The sequence below is a fragment of the Ureibacillus endophyticus genome (assembly GCF_003628435.1).
In the GTDB taxonomy this organism is placed as follows: domain Bacteria; phylum Bacillota; class Bacilli; order Bacillales_A; family Planococcaceae; genus Ureibacillus; species Ureibacillus endophyticus.
In genome coordinates this window covers 1-17,065 of record NZ_RBZN01000060.1, presented here as the reverse complement: position 1 = coordinate 17,065, position 17,065 = coordinate 1, and the positions used below count along the sequence as shown (strand labels likewise).

The 17,065-nt window shown below is 34.0% G+C and carries 18 protein-coding genes and 1 pseudogene; 3 read left to right on the top strand and 16 right to left on the bottom strand.

The annotated features are described in order from the left end of the window. Window positions 1-128 precede the first annotated feature (128 nt). The 6 genes from D8M03_RS15770 to D8M03_RS15745 form a co-directional block, all read right to left on the bottom strand. Window positions 129-554 carry a hypothetical protein gene (locus D8M03_RS15770; protein ID WP_121215780.1) on the bottom strand — a complete coding sequence of 142 codons (426 nt, stop codon included), beginning with the start codon at window positions 552-554 and terminating at the stop codon, window positions 129-131. Window positions 555-675: 121 nt separating this feature from the next. Next, complete coding sequence (locus tag D8M03_RS18115; RefSeq protein ID WP_121215779.1) at window positions 676-762, bottom strand: (2Fe-2S)-binding protein; 87 nt, start codon at window positions 760-762, stop codon at window positions 676-678. Window positions 763-815: 53 nt separating this feature from the next. Next, on the bottom strand, window positions 816-1,436 hold the full coding sequence (locus D8M03_RS15760; RefSeq protein WP_121215778.1) for an IucA/IucC family C-terminal-domain containing protein: 621 nt from the start codon (window positions 1,434-1,436) through the stop codon (window positions 816-818). Then, the gene (locus D8M03_RS15755) at window positions 1,429-2,250 is read right to left on the bottom strand and encodes an ABC transporter ATP-binding protein (protein ID WP_121215777.1); all 822 of its coding nucleotides are present in this window, start codon (window positions 2,248-2,250) and stop codon (window positions 1,429-1,431) included. Before D8M03_RS15755 ends, D8M03_RS15760 begins: the two co-directional genes overlap by 8 nt. Before the next feature lie 24 nt (window positions 2,251-2,274). After that, on the bottom strand, window positions 2,275-3,330 hold the full coding sequence (locus D8M03_RS15750; protein WP_121215776.1) for a FecCD family ABC transporter permease: 1,056 nt from the start codon (window positions 3,328-3,330) through the stop codon (window positions 2,275-2,277). Further along, the gene (locus D8M03_RS15745) at window positions 3,327-4,331 is read right to left on the bottom strand and encodes a FecCD family ABC transporter permease (RefSeq protein WP_121215775.1); all 1,005 of its coding nucleotides are present in this window, start codon (window positions 4,329-4,331) and stop codon (window positions 3,327-3,329) included. The genes D8M03_RS15750 and D8M03_RS15745 overlap by 4 nt, the downstream gene beginning before the upstream one ends. A gap of 185 nt (window positions 4,332-4,516) precedes the next feature. Here D8M03_RS15745 and D8M03_RS15740 point away from each other — a divergent pair, with 185 nt between their 5' ends. Beyond that, complete coding sequence (locus D8M03_RS15740; protein WP_121215774.1) at window positions 4,517-5,485, top strand: ABC transporter substrate-binding protein; 969 nt, start codon at window positions 4,517-4,519, stop codon at window positions 5,483-5,485. Between the two features lie 136 nt (window positions 5,486-5,621). Here D8M03_RS15740 and D8M03_RS15735 read toward each other — a convergent pair. The 4 genes and pseudogenes from D8M03_RS15735 to dapB all read right to left on the bottom strand — a co-directional run. Continuing rightward, a pseudogene (locus D8M03_RS15735) lies at window positions 5,622-5,888 on the bottom strand (DUF1761 family protein); the annotation flags it as partial. Between the two features lie 625 nt (window positions 5,889-6,513). Further along, a complete protein-coding gene (locus tag D8M03_RS15730) occupies window positions 6,514-6,795 on the bottom strand; it encodes an isochorismatase family protein (RefSeq protein WP_281272169.1) in 282 nt (93 codons plus the stop codon). 24 nt (window positions 6,796-6,819) lie between these two features. Next, entirely contained in the window at window positions 6,820-7,293 is a 474-nt protein-coding gene (locus tag D8M03_RS15725) for a dihydrofolate reductase (RefSeq protein WP_121215771.1), read from the bottom strand. A 175-nt stretch (window positions 7,294-7,468) separates the two neighbouring features. Then, the gene (gene dapB, locus D8M03_RS15720) at window positions 7,469-8,257 is read right to left on the bottom strand and encodes a 4-hydroxy-tetrahydrodipicolinate reductase (protein ID WP_121215770.1); all 789 of its coding nucleotides are present in this window, start codon (window positions 8,255-8,257) and stop codon (window positions 7,469-7,471) included. Between the two features lie 264 nt (window positions 8,258-8,521). Between dapB and D8M03_RS15715 the strand changes: the two genes are divergently transcribed. Next, window positions 8,522-9,283, top strand: a complete 762-nt coding sequence (locus D8M03_RS15715) for a hypothetical protein (protein ID WP_121215769.1) — start codon at window positions 8,522-8,524, stop codon at window positions 9,281-9,283. Window positions 9,284-9,513: 230 nt separating this feature from the next. Here D8M03_RS15715 and D8M03_RS15710 read toward each other — a convergent pair whose 3' ends face one another. The 4 genes from D8M03_RS15710 to D8M03_RS15695 form a co-directional block, all read right to left on the bottom strand. Next, window positions 9,514-10,194: a serine/threonine protein kinase gene (locus D8M03_RS15710; RefSeq protein ID WP_121215768.1), complete on the bottom strand. Its 681-nt coding sequence runs from the start codon at window positions 10,192-10,194 to the stop codon at window positions 9,514-9,516. A 748-nt stretch (window positions 10,195-10,942) separates the two neighbouring features. Further along, on the bottom strand, window positions 10,943-11,902 hold the full coding sequence (locus tag D8M03_RS15705) for a thymidylate synthase (RefSeq protein ID WP_121215767.1): 960 nt from the start codon (window positions 11,900-11,902) through the stop codon (window positions 10,943-10,945). A gap of 127 nt (window positions 11,903-12,029) precedes the next feature. Next, a complete protein-coding gene (locus D8M03_RS15700) occupies window positions 12,030-13,205 on the bottom strand; it encodes a GGDEF domain-containing protein (protein ID WP_121215766.1) in 1,176 nt (391 codons plus the stop codon). Window positions 13,206-13,463: 258 nt separating this feature from the next. Beyond that, a complete protein-coding gene (locus D8M03_RS15695) occupies window positions 13,464-13,655 on the bottom strand; it encodes an ABC transporter permease (RefSeq protein ID WP_121215765.1) in 192 nt (63 codons plus the stop codon). Window positions 13,656-14,288: 633 nt separating this feature from the next. On the opposite strand from D8M03_RS15695, the gene D8M03_RS15690 reads away from it, so the two are divergent. After that, window positions 14,289-15,575, top strand: a complete 1,287-nt coding sequence (locus D8M03_RS15690) for a globin-coupled sensor protein (RefSeq protein ID WP_170148473.1) — start codon at window positions 14,289-14,291, stop codon at window positions 15,573-15,575. 50 nt (window positions 15,576-15,625) lie between these two features. On the opposite strand, the gene D8M03_RS15685 is transcribed toward D8M03_RS15690, so the two are convergent. Together D8M03_RS15685 and D8M03_RS15680 are read right to left on the bottom strand one after the other, a co-directional pair. Next, entirely contained in the window at window positions 15,626-16,021 is a 396-nt protein-coding gene (locus D8M03_RS15685; protein ID WP_245987645.1) for a hypothetical protein, read from the bottom strand. 392 nt (window positions 16,022-16,413) lie between these two features. Beyond that, window positions 16,414-17,007, bottom strand: a complete 594-nt coding sequence (locus D8M03_RS15680) for a hypothetical protein (RefSeq protein ID WP_170148472.1) — start codon at window positions 17,005-17,007, stop codon at window positions 16,414-16,416. Between the last annotated feature and the right edge of the window lie 58 nt (window positions 17,008-17,065).

The following is a 17,065-nucleotide window of genomic DNA, read 5'->3' as shown; positions in this document are numbered from 1 at the left end:
GCGTTCTGCCATCCATTCCTTCTTCGCTACGCTTCAGAAGAAATGGATGGCAGAATAGTATATCAAATATCCAAGTTTTCTTGTCCTCTCATTTCTTACCCCAACAATTGACAAAGGACCAGAAAAAGTCACTTTGATTGCGTTCGGAAATACTCTTTACCTTTTTTTCGATTATTTATGATGACTAAAATATTTACGAAAATAATTAATACCGGTTGAATTACAAATGGTAATATCAGGTGTACAAACTCAAGCGTAAAATACTCTGCTCCACGACTAGCTGTAGTAAGATGAGATAAATTTATAATAAAACTAATACTCAATATACCAATTAGTATAGTACGAACTTTCTTATTAAGATTCAAAAGTGAACCTAACAAAAATGCAAAAGTAGAAGCGAGAATAGTCCCTTGTGCCACCTTAGATTCGGCGAGTGTGAAACTAACAGGTATATCAGAAGTAATTATTAAATAATATAAAAAGCCAATAAACAATAAAATTAATCCTATTACCAATGATATATACGAAATAGCTCCTTTTATACTTTCCTTCATTTCCTCACCTCTCTATACTATCTTTTCAATAAATTGACGATAAAAATTGGAAAATGTTTCAAATCCTCAGGTAATGAAAAAGCACTTTCCTTATTTAAGGAAAGCACTGATTATTGAGTATTTATTTTTTATTACATATTAGTGGACATGATTTGCAATATTTCTTCTTTCCCATTAATAAGTAAGAAAGGCAACAGGTGTTTCTCACTCGTACTTCTTCTTGTAAATGTTGTAGGTATCTTTTATTTCTATAAAACGATTTTAATGGATTGGTCGTATGGCTCCGAAAAGACTCCCGGGCGCTTCATGGACTATATAATAAAAATCTTCTTTTGCTAGATTGCGCAAATATGCATTATCTGAGTTACTTAACACTATTTCGTATAACCAGAAGATATAAATAGAAATATTTTCCCAAAGAATACGTTTCGATTGCTTCGTCACTTTCGATAATAAGTTTATCAATACATCAATATTATCTGAAAATAATTTTTTAAGCACCTCGTCTCTCCTACTACTTCTATCTTCCATTACCTCTATTACACCCATGTCTTTAAAATAAATTGTTGGCAGCCAATTGCCTTCTTCATTTTTCGTCTGCAAAATTAAATTATCGAAAGAAACATCTAATTTTTTATTCCATGTAGTAAATGCATGGAAATAAATTACCGCTAAAAACGCGTATCTCTTTATGAAAACAGATGAAGTAACTTTTAAATTTGGAGATCCAATATGAGGACCGAGATTTTCCAAATAGCGCAACAATTCAGTTTCATCTTTTAATCGATTTAATTCAATCGATAGTTCCGATGATTCAAGCTTTGTAGCAAAACGAAACTGTCTTAATTGTTCAATTTCGTTACTATCTAGAGCTTTATGCATGAGCACTTACTCGCTGTTTAAGAATACATCTTCCCTTTCCACAAGGAATACACATAGGTGTTCCAAACAATGGATCTGTTGTAATTTCACATTCCATTTCAAATACTTTTTCGACTAACCTACTGTTGATTACATCTTCCGGTTTGCCTTGTGCAAAGATTTCTTTATTTTTGATAGCCACAATATTATGGGCGTATCGACATGCCAAGTTCAAATCATGCAGAACCATCACAATTGTTCGATTTTCTTTCTCATTTAATTCGAAAAGCAAGTCGAGAATTTCAATTTGATGGGCCATATCTAAGTAGGTAGTTGGTTCATCAAGGAGAATAATGTCCGTATCCTGAGCCAATGTCATCGCAATCCATGCCCTTTGGCGTTGTCCTCCAGATAAAGAATCAACTGCTCGATCTTTTAGTTCTTCAATCCCTGTAGCTTTTAATGCATCGTTTACTATCTTTTCATCTTCCTTCGTCCACTGTTTTAACCATGTTTGATATGGATATCGCCCCTGTTTAACCAACTGGAGAACCGTAAGACCTTCAGGAGCAACAGGTGATTGAGGAAGAATCGCCATTTGTTTAGCCACGTCTTTCGTTGACATATTGGCAATTGCAGTTCCTTCTAAATAAATAGAACCCGTTTTAGGTTTTAACAATCGGGCAATAGAACGAAGGAGTGTTGATTTACCACAACCATTTCCGCCAATAAAAACTGTAATTTTCCCTTTTGGAATACGTAAATCCATTTCTTCAATAATAATTGATTCACCATAGGAAAGAGTTAACTCTTTCGTTTCAATTGCTTGTGCCATCATCCTCAACTCCTTAAACCAAATTTATGAATTTCTCGTTCTAAATAGTAAATAGATAAAATAAGGTGCCCCGATTGCTGAAGTAAATATTCCAGCCGGAACTTCTAACGGAGAAAATAATGTTCTGCCTACTAAGTCTGCCAACATAACGAGTATTCCGCCTATAAGTGCAGATACTGGTAATAGAGCCCCAAAAGAAGATCCAACCAATCTTCTAGCCATATGAGGCGCCATTAAACCAACAAAACCGATTCCTCCTGCAAACGCAACTGAAACACCGATTAATGCCGCACTAATGACCAGAAAAAAAATACGCTGACGTTGAACATGGCTGCCAACCCCAGTGGCAATGTCATCCCCAAGTTCTTGTATATTCATATCTCGTGTCATAAACAATGCAATCATAACTAGAATGACAGATATCGGGACTAAAATTTTTACATTATCCCAAGTGGTGCCATTTACAGTACCAGTAATCCAAATATTTGCCTGACTCGCACGATAAATTGGACCCAAAATCATCATCAATGTCGTTAAAGCCTGCATGAGGGCAGATACCCCTATCCCTATTAACACTAGTCGGAATGGAGATACGCCATTTTTCCATGCCAGTATGTATACCAGAATTGCAATGACTCCAGCACCAATAAAAGCTGCTAAAGGCATCCATTTAATACTTACCGTTAATGCATTGTTTTCATCGCTGAAAAAGGCTAAAAAACCGACAACCGCAACTGCCGCTCCTCCTGTAGTTCCGAGGATATCTGGTGAGGCCAATGGATTTCGAATCATACCTTGTAAAATTGCACCCGCAACAGCCAATGACATACCTACCATTAGGGCTACAATAATGCGGGGTAATCGTAAGGAAGTGACTACCAGTTGTTCCATTTGAGTTCCACCGCCGAACAATACATTTATTACTGAAAGAGGGCTAATTTTCATATCCCCTATCCCTGTACTGATGATAAAAATAATCGCAGCTGTGATCGCTGCTATAGAAAAAACTTTAATCGCTCGTCTATCAAATAAAAATGAGACTTTTCCATTCAAAAATCGAACTGTTTTATTTTTACTCATTTTGCATTAAACCCCTTTCTTGCGATATAGATAAAGAATGGAGTTCCAATGATAGCTGTCATAACACCTACCGGTACCTCTTGCGGCATAATGATATACCGAGCCAGGATATCAGCTATAAGTAATAAACAGCCTCCAAGAAGTCCTGAAAACGGAATTAACCAACGATGATCAATTCCAACGATTGCTCTTGCTACGTGTGGAATAACAATACCAATAAACCCGATTGGACCTGCAATGGCTACTGAACCCCCAGCTAATAGAATCACAACAATGGCTATACACACTTTTAATAAACCCGTACGAAGTCCTAAACCTTTTGCTACATCTTCCCCCATCGACAAAACATTCATCTTTGGAGAAATCACCATGGCACCTAACCAGCCAACTATTAAATATGGTAAAACCGACAATAATATTTCAAGCTTTCGCCCTTGAACAGAACCTGCTAACCAAAACAAAACCTGCTCCAGTGCGGCTTCGTCCGTAACAAGGAACCCCTGGGTAAAGGAAGAAAACATGGCGGCCATTGCTGCACCAGCCAATGTTAGTTTAATTGGTGTTAGTCCTTCTCTACCTGCCGTTCCTAATGCATACACTCCAATAGCAGCTATGGACGCCCCCAAAAATGCGACCCATGTTATCGCTTGTAAATTTCCCATTGAAAACATCGTGATTCCAATTACCACTGCAAAACCAGCACCAGCATTTACCCCAAAAATGTCCGGAGATGCAAGTGGATTTTTCGTCAGTGTTTGCATTAACACACCAGCTATGGCCACGCTGAAACCTACTGCTGCAGCAATTAATGCCCTGGGTAGTCTTACCGTTGTGATGACTAGATGCTCATTTGAACCATTATTAAATTGGAATGCATCCCAAGCCATCTTCCACGTTGTATCGGTATATCCATATATGATGCTTCCACACATTAGTAATAAGAGTAGCAAACTTGCGAAAATCAACCCTATTATTTTCCAACGATTTGTTTTTAATAGCATAATATTTTACCTTCCAAAATAAATCTTAAAGTTTTATATTTCTAAGATTAGTCTATTGTACTGATTACTTCCATGTCAATGATTTTGATAATCATTTTCAATTAATTGTTGACATTGGTTTAAAATAAAAATAATATATTCTCATAAATGATAACAATTATCACTATCAATTGGAGGACTTAAGTATGAAATCAAAATCTATTTTATTTAGTCTATCAGTCTTTTTACTCTTCATCTTAGCTGCATGCGGAGGAAATACGAATGAAGAGAAAAGTTCTGAAAAAGAAACAAGTGAGCAAAACACAGTAGAAACTAGTTATACAGTTGAGCATGCAATGGGTACAACAACTTTAGAAAATACACCTGAGAGAATAGTAATTTTAACAAATGAAGGAACTGAAGCACTTCTTGAACTTGGAGTGAAACCTGTGGGTGCAGTTCAATCTTGGACGGGCAATCCTTGGTACGATCATATTGCTGATGAAATGAAAGATGTAGAAGTAGTTGGATTAGAAAGTGAAGTAAATATTGAGGCAATTGCTGCTTTACAACCTGACTTAATTATCGGGAATAAAATGCGCCAAGAAGCAATTTATGAACAATTAAGCGCAATTGCTCCAACTGTATTTGCTGAAGATTTACGTGGCAATTGGAAAAACAACTTTGAACTTTATGCAAAAGCAGTGAATAAAGAAGAAAAAGGTAAAGAAATTATAGACGCATACGATTCTAGAATTGCTGACTTAAAAGAACAGCTTGGTGATAAATTGAATATGAAGGTTTCTATGGTCCGTTTTATGGCTGGGGATGTTCGTATTTATCAAAAAGATTCTTTTTCTGGTGTCATTTTAAATCAACTTGGATTTGCAAGACCTGAAAGCCAAGATGTTGATGAATTTGCAATTAAAGGTGCAACAAAAGAACAAGTGCCTTTAATGGATGGCGATATCCTATTCTACTTTACTTACGAAACTGGGGACGGAGCTGCTACTGAGCTTGAAAAAGAATGGTTAGAGGATCCTATCTTCAAAAACCTGGAAGTAGCAAAAAAAGGTGAAGTGCATAAAGTGGATGATGTTATTTGGAACACAGCTGGCGGTGTAAAAGCTGCTAACTTAATGCTAGATGATATCGAAAAAACTTTTCTAAAATAAGTTAAATTAAAATACGATTTGTTATCATTTGTGTTGTCAGACATGGAAAAACATCGATTCTGTTTTTGAGAATCGATGTTTTTTACTAAGTTTATTAAGTAAATGTTTTATGTGCCGCGCATTTTCAATGAATCGATCAAGCAAAACTGCCGATAATAATTCCTGCTATAATCATACTAATTACATGAAAACCAGCTGTTATCATGTAAAGTTTTAACTTCATTCCTTCATACATGGCATTCGTGGCAGAGGTGCCGGCGATGACTAATCCTACTACTAACCCGAGCCATAATCCATCGATTAAACCTTCAATATTTACCCACCCAGCAATAATCGCTAATAAAAAGGAATTCACTATAGCCATTAAAATTGAACCTGACATCACTTTTCCCACGCTTGGTAATTTATCCTCATTTAACCCCTTTAACTTTAGTCAAGTATTCCAGAATACTTTAGGTGAATACCAGATGGAACCGAAAATACAAATTGCAAGCGCGCTTAAAATTATTGCTAAATAAGGAATTGATCCTAAATCTATATTCATTTACTTTCCTCCTAAAAATTTTAGGTCTTTATTATATAGATAATCATTTTTGCTGGCAATAGTTGTCCAAGAGAACTGTAATGCCAGACTCTTTTATTAAATATCCTAATTACTAGAAAAGTAAACAAGAAACACAATTTTCATTTGATTATTTCACAAAAAATAAGCATTCATACTCTCTACCCTAACAATTAAATAGTTTTTTAATACCCTCAATAACCACTACCATACCTGTGATTAGTAAAGGGGGAAAGTAATATAGATTTTTCTTATAAGTATCTAAACAATCCACTAAAATATATTCTAATATGAAAGGCTAAAATTTCATCATATGTGTACCTTAAATAAATGAAAAAGCACTTTGCTATTTTTTTAGAAAGCGCCCAAACATCACGTTATTCTTGTTACTGTATATTAATAGAAAATAAAATACTGATCATTTGTTGCTAAATGGCATTTTAACAAACTATATGTAAATACCTATTTAAAAAACGTGTTCACTAGAAGAGACAACTGCTATTTTACAATCTGCTGCACTTAATTTACTTAAGTTTATATTATGGTGCTCGATGATTTGTTTTGCAGGCAGAATATCGTCTATTGTCGTGTGACCGTCCGCTATAAGAGTGACTTGATAGCCTAGTGATAACGCTCTTCGACAAGTTGTATCTACACAGTATTCTGTCCGAACCCCAACCACTGTAATATTTTCCTTGGAGCGAACAATATAGATTAATATAAATAAACTTAAAGCACACCACCCCAAAATAAGTGATGTGCTTTTAGCTTTTTATCGTTCATATATACAATACGTAAATGTATATCCGTCTGGCGTTTCAACTGGCTCACTTTCGGAAACGAGTTTCCATTCATCACCGTAAGTCGGGAAAAATGTGTCTCCTGGGAATTCATGATTAATTTTTGTAATATATAAACGATCTGCAATCTCCAGTGCCATATCAAAAATCTGTTCCCCACCGATGATCATCACTTCCGGAACATCCCCTGCCATTTGCAATGCCTCATCTAAAGATGTCGCTATTTCAATACCTTCATGGCGATAAAAGGCATTTCTCGTAATAACAATATTTCTTCTTCCTGGTAAAGGTCGTCCAATCGATTCGAAAGTTTTTCTCCCCATAATCATCGGCTTACCCATCGTTTGTTCTTTAAAATACTTTAACTCCCCTGGTAAATACCATGGCATTTTATTTTCATGCCCAATTACTCGATTTTTATCATGAGCAACAATCAGTGAAATCATGTAATCTCTCCTAAATTCTTCTATACGATTTTCTTAATTCTAACAAAAACTCTCTCCATTTAGAAGGATTCCCAAATTCCACTGTAGTTAATAGGGGTAAATTCATTTAATTGAGTCAATTTCATAGTATTATTTTTTCATTCCCCATTTATGGAATTGGCTCAAATGAATGATATTAACGGATTGCAATGGGTTCTTGTTGAGGTGAATTGGATTGAGTCATCATTAGTGATAATGCTTCTTCCATACTATATAACCCTTGTTCTTTCCCCATAATCCATTTCGCTGCATAAATAGCCCCTTGCCCGAAAGCAGCTCGATTGTGAGATTCATGTATAATTCGAATTGTTTGATTTGGCAATCCAAAAACGACTTCATGTTTTCCCACAATTCCGCCGACTCTAATTGAGTTTACGTGCTCATTTTTATCAAGACCAAGTTGTTCTGCAATGCGCAATGCAGTTCCAGATACATCTTTCTTTCCTCTAAAATGTTCTTCAATTATTTCAATATCTGCATGAGGAGCGATTTTTTGTAGTAATTTAGAGGCTTCCATTAAAAAGTTGATACCTACAGTGATGTTTGGGGAATATAAAACGGCTGTTTGTTGGCTCAACATTTCCAATTGTTCAAAATCATTCTTTTCATAATTGGAAATCGCAGAGACAATTTTGCACCCGTGTTTTACTACACTAGCATATTCACTAACTGCAGAGGATGAGGAGAAATCAATAATAACATCTACTGGATTTTCTTTAAAAAATTGGTCAAAGTCCACTTCTTTAAAATGAATAATCTTGCCTTCTAAATGGTCAAAACCTAGTAAATTACTAGCATACTCATTGTGATGTGAAGGAGTTTGTCGAATAACCCACTCTAATTCACATTCAGAATCACGAATAATTTCACCAGCTACCACACTTCCCGTTCGTCCAAAACCAAATAGTCCTACTTTAATTGTCAATAAAATAACCCCTTTCTTCTACTAAAATATGGATAGAAATACTAAATAAGTATATTCATCTAGAAAAACTGTAACATAAATAAAATTTATCCACAAGAAATTGCTCGCATTAACAGATATATTCTATTATTTAGGATATTATTTCTAATTAAATGAAATAGAGTGATTAATTTTACGAAATCACTCATATTTTTACAATATTTTTAATATATCATTAATATACTTATTCGTAATATATTTCCTAGCAAAGGACGTGGTTTATATATGGTAATCATCACTCAAAAATCGTCGATTCAACTCGAAGGATATTCTATTAAAACCGAGATTAGTAAAATCGTTTTTGAAGATTTGAAGAATAGTGGAAGTAAATATATTGTTGTCGATCAAGAAAACATCCTACTAAAGAAGTCATTTTTTAAAAATAATAAGCAAGTTTTGAATGTCATCCGTTACAAGGGCTGTTTCGATGGATCTCATGTAAACATTGAACAATGCAATGATGAAGAGATCCGCGCAAAAGACAAAAACAAATCGATTGTGATTATGTTAGAAGCACCTCATATAGACGAGTATGAACCCAACGTAGAAAAGCTAACGCCTATTGCCCCCGCTCAAGGTCAAACGGGGAAAAAAATTGAGCGAAATATCGAATCCCTCATTCATTTTTTGAACTTGTTTAACGTGATTGAAGAGAATCACGAGTATCGTATCATTATTATGAATGCCATCAGTGTTCAAACTTCCTTGTATCACATTCATCAAAAGAACATGAACAATGCCTATCGCGAGTTACGGGATAAGGTTTGGATAAAAATGTGGAGTGAGATTCCACAGATGAAAGATAACTTCTTGAAACAAATTGCTTCACTGAAAAAGAACTCGATTATAATTAATGCTTGTCCAAAATCCTTAAAGCCTTTCATCAATCAAGAACTACTTCCCTACGCTGAAAGGTATGCACTTTTCGAAAGTAATCACCCGTCGTCAACAGAAATTTGGACAAAATCGTTGTTTAAAATAAACTAAATTTACTATTATGCTGAACTAATTTTGTATTAGTTCAGTTTTTATTTAATAAATTAAAACTATTTGAGGAGGCTATAGCCCGAAACAGTAAGAAAAATGGTCCCTAAAATGAAAATGAACGACACGATTGCAGTTAAACATCTATGGGTACAAGATTTCTCTTTAATCTCCACTGTAAAACAGAGAATTTAAAAGTACATATAAAAAATGCACACAACTAAACTTTTCGTTTAGTCATGTGCATTATTTTTATACAATAAATTTAAAACTTTCCTTGAAAAATCATCAAAGGAAAAATGATGATTACGTTGGTTATACCATTTTCGAACAGTTTCGACTAACCGGAAAGGAATAGGCTTTCCATCGATTAAATGATAATAAAGTTCATAGCCTTTTTTCAGGTGCTCCCATCGATAATCATTGCCTGGTTGAATATATTCAGAGACATCTAGTATCTTTGCCCTTCCCTGTTGCAACAAAATGTTTTTCAGATGAATATCACGGGGATTTAGCCCTTTACTGCGAACATATTCCCTTGCATCTTCAACATCCATAATTACTTGTTTGGGAATATGGATTCCTTGTAAGATGCAATCAAACAGAGTCGGTCCTTCTTCGTAACTTATTACTAGAATATCGTCATGGGCATGGAAACACTTTGAAAAATAAGGAGAAGCACCGAGTTTTTCATAAACTTCCGCTTCACTTTTGACTTTTTCTTTTTTGTCTGCGGCATATTTTTTATATGCATATGCAGGGACTTGGGGAGATTGGAAGACGGCCGCATCGGTTCCAACTCCTATACATTTCAAGTCGTCTGGCACGCCATGGATGGTTACGGGTTGGTTTTTGGGATTGGAATGAATGGTTATTTTAGAAAGGGATTGTATGGCACTCTCCCAGTCGTTCATAGAATCTCTCCCTTTAGTAAGACTGTATGATTTGTACTACTGAAAGATGATTTGTAAAAATTGTTAGTTCGAATACTCCCCAAATGTTATATACTAATCTGTATTCAAAAATAGTATTTCACTGTCGTGAGAGGACTAAGCACACAAGCCGCAGAGCCAACACGATTAGTAAACGGCACTATAAAATTTAATACTTATCTGTATTCAAAAGTAGTATTTTCCTGTTGTGAGAGGACTCAGCACACAAGTAACAGAGCCAACTTGTTGTTGTCTCTACGACTTGTCTTCGTGCTTTTGTACAGTCCTCTCACTTAAAAATTAGCATACTAATTTTTCTGTAATTTTTTCGCGGCTTACAGTGGTAGGCCGCGCTTCCTAATGTTTATAACTTCCTGAATTCTATTAAAATAATATTAAATGGTACGTTCCTATAAAATTTAATACTTATCTGTATTCAAAAGTAGTATTTTCCTGTTGTGAGAGGACTCAGCACACAAGCCGCAGAGCCAACTTGTTGTTGTCTCTACGACTTGTCTTTGTGCTTTTGTACAGTCCTCTCACTTAAAAATAAGCATACTAATTTTTCTGTAATTTTTTCGCGGCTTACAGTGGTAGGCCGCGCTTCCAAATGTTTATAACTTCCTGAATTCTATTAAAATAATTATTAAGATACATTTCATGAGAATCTTAAGTTATTCTTAAGATTGAATATAAAAAAGCAGCTAGTTCATGCTAGCTGCTTGTCCAATTAAACCGCTACCGGTGCTTTGATGGCTGGATGTGGGTCATAGCCTTCTAGCACGATATCTTCTATTTCAAAATCAAAAATTGATTTTTTGTCTGGATTTAGTTTTAATGTTGGTAATTGACGTGGTTCGCGGGATAGTTGCTCTTTTACTTGCTCCAAATGATTTAAGTAAATATGTGTATCTGCTCCCGTAAAGATAAGTTCGCCTACATCTAAGCCACATTCATGAGCTAGTAAATATGTAAGCAATGCGTAACTCGAAATGTTATATGGTAAACCTAAGAAATAGTCCACACTACGCATTGAGAACATGCAACTTAATTTCCCTTCTGCTACATAAAACTGAAACGCATAATGACATGGCGGAAGCTGTTGTTGTTCCAATGAAGAAATGGACCAGCTCGAACAAATTAAACGGCGAGAATCTGGATTTCGTTTAATTTCATCGATGATATATTGAATTTGGTCATATACCTTGCCATCTGCGCCTTCCCAACTGCGCCATTGCTTTCCATATACTTCCCCTAAATCACCATATTTTTTGGCAAAGTCATCATCTGTTAAAACTTTATCTTGATATATTTTTAATTGCTCTTGATATAATTCATTAAATTCAGGGTCTTTTTGTGAGCGAAGACCAAAGTTTGTCATGTCTGGTCCTTTGTAATCTTCGGACTCTACCCATTTTTGGAAGCCCCACTCGTCCCAAATATGATTATTATGTTGCAATAAATAACGAAGATTTGTATCGCCTTTTAAAAACCATAATAGTTCACTTACGATTAAACGAAATGCGACACGTTTTGTTGTTAGTAAGGGAAATCCTTCTTTTTTCAAATCAAAACGTAATTGAGATCCGAACATACTAATTGTGCCAGTCCCTGTACGATCTCCTTTTTCAATACCATTTTCTAAAATCATTCGACCTAATCTCTGATATTCTAAATCTACCTGATTCATGTGTACCCTCCAATGTCAAAACCTATAGTAAGCCTACAATATTTTCACCCACCGCTCAACTAAAAATGCACATCTCGCATAGTTGAGGTAAATAAAAAGGATATCCTCTATTTTAAGGACACCCTGTCTAGATCACATGCTCAAAATTATTTCTTCCGTGCTCTTTTACAAAATAGAGCGCCTCATCCGCTTGCTTAATACAAGCTAATATATCGTCTGGTTGCAAAATTGTTTTCGTACTAGCGCCGATACTAACAGACACAACATCTGAAATATGTGAAGTATTATGATTTATTTGCAATTGATTCACTCTCGTTTTCACTTCATTACACATTTCTTTTACAAAAGCCTCTGGTACATCGAAAAGTAGCAAAGCAAATTCCTCTCCACCCCAACGAGTCGCAAAACAATGGTACTCATCGGCAAGGTCCTTTAACACTTGCGCAATTTTTAACAGAACTTTATCTCCTTCTGCATGCCCGTACGTATCGTTATACATTTTAAAACAATCCACATCAATCATGATAACAGACAAATCGTATGAATTTTCCAATAATTTAGTTTGTAACTCTTTCAAATAATTATTGTATGCTCGCCTGTTAAACAAGCTTGTGAGCGGATCTAACATGGATTGCAATTCTAATTTCCGATTTGCCTCACGTAGTTTTTTTGTTAGCTCTCTTGAAATTTGAGCCTCCCGAACCATTTCAATTTGAAATTTTATCGATCGTTTAAAAGAATAATAGAATGATTGCGAAATAAAAAAGGCAATTGGAATTATAGATGCAATATACAGCAGTTGTAAAATAAATATTTGGTCAAAGCCATGTTGTAAATAAAGACCTAGAAGAAGTACACAGGTTGAAGTTATTAACGGAATTGATACTTGCTTAACAGATAAAACGAGGAAGGAGCTGCAAGTAAATAAAATCATTGTATAAATTAGTAAGGGATTATAAATTTCCTGCTCTCTCATTGAAATAAATGCACCAATGGAAAGGAAAAATGTGACATATAAGGTGATGAAAAGTTCAACTTTCTTGATGTTGTCATTATTAATTTGGATTTTTCGAATATCTACGATTAAAAAGATCAAAAAATTAAAAGTAAATAATGAAAAGAAGTTGAAATAGCTAATATTAATAAGGTTATCTAAATTTAAAATTGGAATATTCGTAATGATATTTGTGAATAAAAATAAAAACACAATGACAATAGTAAAAACCCTATTTAATAAACTAATCTTATGAAGATTTTGCTTAATGATTTCACTTTTAATTAGTAATTGCTCATGATCATCCATACGTATCACCTCACTTTTTCAAAATATATATTACATATATTAACAGAATCTGGTTATATTTTCATTTTAATTGCCTATACTTACTTATTTTTATGTATGGAAGGTGCAAAATAGACCATAAGCATTTTCGAAACAAAGCGACAATAGTCCTATATTTAAAAATTAACAAAGGCGCTGCTTGAATATAATCATGGCTAAGCAGCGCCTTTAATCAAATGTGTCTAAATCATCATACAATTCAATTTGTTTTTGCAATTGTTATGTTGCCTCCTTTAAGTATTGCTTGTTGTTCACAAGAATCTGAATAATTTGTTGTAAAATTTTTTCTTCAACTTTAGGAGATGAATTTACCTCCTTCATAATAATTTTGTTTAATTCTAAAATTGTGCTTACGTCGAGTTTATGTTTCTCTGCTAATTGAAACGCTCGCTCTAACTGACCGGTTATCATCGGCATCCTCCTCAAAATGTTTTACACTTCTTATTTTACATTTTTATGAACAAATTTTCATCAATATGCGATAAATATTTTCTATTTTATTTTAATTTACTCAATTTCGGTAAAAAGTGTTCTTTAAAAAGAAGTGTTATTTTATTTTGTGAACTCAAGATTTTTTTCATACGTAGTTAGTTTTTTATTTTTTTATGTGGTTATATTTGCTTTTGGTCTTAATTTATTTGCTTTTTAATCTAGGTTATTTGCTTTTAGATTGCATTTATTTGCATCTCAAGCGATGTTATTTGCTGTATCAAAAAAACACGCATTTATAATACTCACCGTTAGGAAATTAGAATGGTTTTACAATTGTGACATCGTTTTGTAAGGTATTTCAATAAAATTTTTCTCGTCAATTTTCCAGCGTTTTTACACATTTTTATATCGAAATTCACATAATATATACAAATCCTAATTTTTGTATGATAGTTTTCTTCATGAATCTTATTGCCTATTCGTATTATCTTATGAAAATCCTCCCTAGTATCTCCAATATTATCCATGTTATTCTATTCCAGTAAACAAGGTAACTAATATTTAAATAGTAAATAACTTTTGTTAAACCACATGAGAAGGGGAACAAATTACATGAGGTTTTTTAAAAAAGAGAAGTTGATGATGATTACTCCTGATTCTTTGGCGTCTTCTATTGAAATTTCAGAACACCCTGAGGTTCAAAAACAAATTTTCTTTATTCGATTAACTAAAAAGGATTTAGCTCTACTGCATTATCTACAACCGATGATTCGTGAAACCTTACATTCCGTTGTCGATTCTTTTTATCGCACTCTCGAAAGGGAACGCACTTTAGTCAATATCATCTCATCTCATAGTACAGTGGACCGGCTTAAAAACACGCTATATCAACACCTATTTGAAATGTTTAGTGGAGTTGTGGATGACAATTATTTAGAAAAAAGAAAAAGGGTTGCGTTGATTCATGTCAAAATTGGTTTAGAACCAAGATGGTATATTGGTGCTTTTGAAACGCTCTATTTCGAATTAAACAATTTTATTTTTAAGTTGGATTTATCAGAAGAAAATAAGCTTGATATACTGAATGCACTTAATAAAATACTGAATCTTGAACAACAATTAGTATTAGCAGCTTATGAGGAAGAAAATAATCGACAACGCCTAGAAGTTCGGAGTAAGCAAGATGAATTAAAGAAAAACGTTTATAATGTAGTAAATGATTTGGCTGCAATTAGTGCAGAAACAAGTGCAGCAGTGGATCAGTTAACCGCGCAAATTGATACTATTAAGGATTTTACAATACAAAATCTCTCGTTTGTTAAAGATACCGAAGAAAAAGCAAAATCAGGTCAAGTGTTACTTTCCGTACAACTGGAACAAACCGAACGAGTTGATCATCAAGTTGATTTATTTAAACAAAAGATGCAAGAATTTCAGCACTCCTCTACCAAGATTCGAGAAATTGTAGGCCTCGTGACATCGATTGCAAACCAAACCAATTTACTTGCGTTAAATGCCTCAATTGAAGCGGCCCGAGCTGGTGAACACGGCGCTGGTTTTGCTGTCGTTGCTGCGGAAGTACGAAAACTTGCAGAGGAAACAAAAAAGGCCATCGAAAATGTTTCCGAATTAATTAAACAAACGGATATAGGTATACAGGATATGTCGAAGTATGTAATGGAAGTAAATAACGAAATTCATCAAGTTAACGAAACATACTCCAATATTTACTCGACCTTTAACGATATCGTTTCTTGTATGTCGGGCATAAGAGTGGAAAGTCAACACACAACCGATGAGATAACAAAAATCTCCCATATTATTTCAGAGATTAATGCCACTACCGAAATGTGCGCGAATTCTGCAGATGGATTAACAGATAGTATTAAAGATTTATAAAACCAATAAGTTCCCACTTCTATTTATTTTTAATATTAAAGCACCCAATTTCAACGGGTTTTTATCCAGTTGAATACAGGGTGCTTTTTGATGACCTTAAAATAACCTAATTTTACGCGGGTGGAATGATACCATTCACTAACAAAATAAATAAAATCAAAGCCGATACCAAAGTAAATAAGGGATGCGAAAAATACTGGTCCTCTTCTAAAAACAAAGGTTTCTCTTTCTTGAATAATCCCCGTAATGGCAGCATTTTGGGCATTAAAGAAGTCCGTAATCGGTCCACCTCCACTTGTTAAAAGATAAATTAAACAACTACATAATGCTCCAACAATGCCCATTACCTCAACAAACCGAACCGAGAACGCACTTGCAACAATAATAGTGATAACTGCCTCGATACATAAGGTTAGAACAAATAGCAATCCATTCCTTTTTTTCATGATACTTCAACTCCACATTTACCTATTTAAGTAAATTTTACCATAAAAAAACACCCGCGGGATGCGAGTGTTATGATAACCATTTCGGTGGAGTATTTTTGGACCAATAAAATTTATAGTTTGCAAGGTACAACAACAATCTTCAATAACATCAATAATACCAAGGTTTTATTATAAATTTTATTATATAGTGTTATGTAATATAATGCATTAAACTGATTTCGTTTGGTGCTAGTTTGGGGCTACATTTATAACTAAATATTAATTAAACCGCGGCGTGTGTACAGTAATATGTAAGTACTATTTAAATACTTTCCACTAATATGTGCAATACCTTTACAGTTAAGAAATTAATACATTACAAAAGCCCATTCATTTTTCACCCGTGGATTTTATTCTAATCTAGACTTCGAACTTTTCAGAATATTAATAACATTTGAAATTTTTTCTTTTATCTGTTCTAAAACGAACTCTAAATAATTCAAGTTAATTACCAACGATTTAGAAATAAAATCAAGTTGAGACTTTAAGTCTTTTATCACTGCATTTAATGTTTCTAAACTGAACTCGTTAATTGAATTTAAATCATTTGACTTATTAAACTTCTCTCGGCTTTCTTTTTTCAACTCTTGAAGTTTAGCATAATATTTTTCTTGTTGTTGACGATATTTAAAAAGATCGTTATCTAGAAAATCTAATTCATCTAATTGATTAATTATTTCTAAAATTAAATTTCTAATCTCAGTTGGTAGGTCAATTAATAACATCGTTAGACTCTCTTTTAATTGAATTTTAAATTGATATATTCTTTCAATCCATTCAATTGCTTTTGGAAGTTTGACATTAGATATATACTCTTGTTTACCACTTTCACCAATTTGGATATTAAAATTAATCCACTCTAAATATTCATTTAGGCCTTGATTGCATTTGGCAATCAAAAAATGTAATAAATGGTCATTAATTTTGCGACCACTTGCCAACACTATTTTTACTTATTTTCGAATACTAGAATTACGGTATCGATAGCTTTCTCCAGTAAAG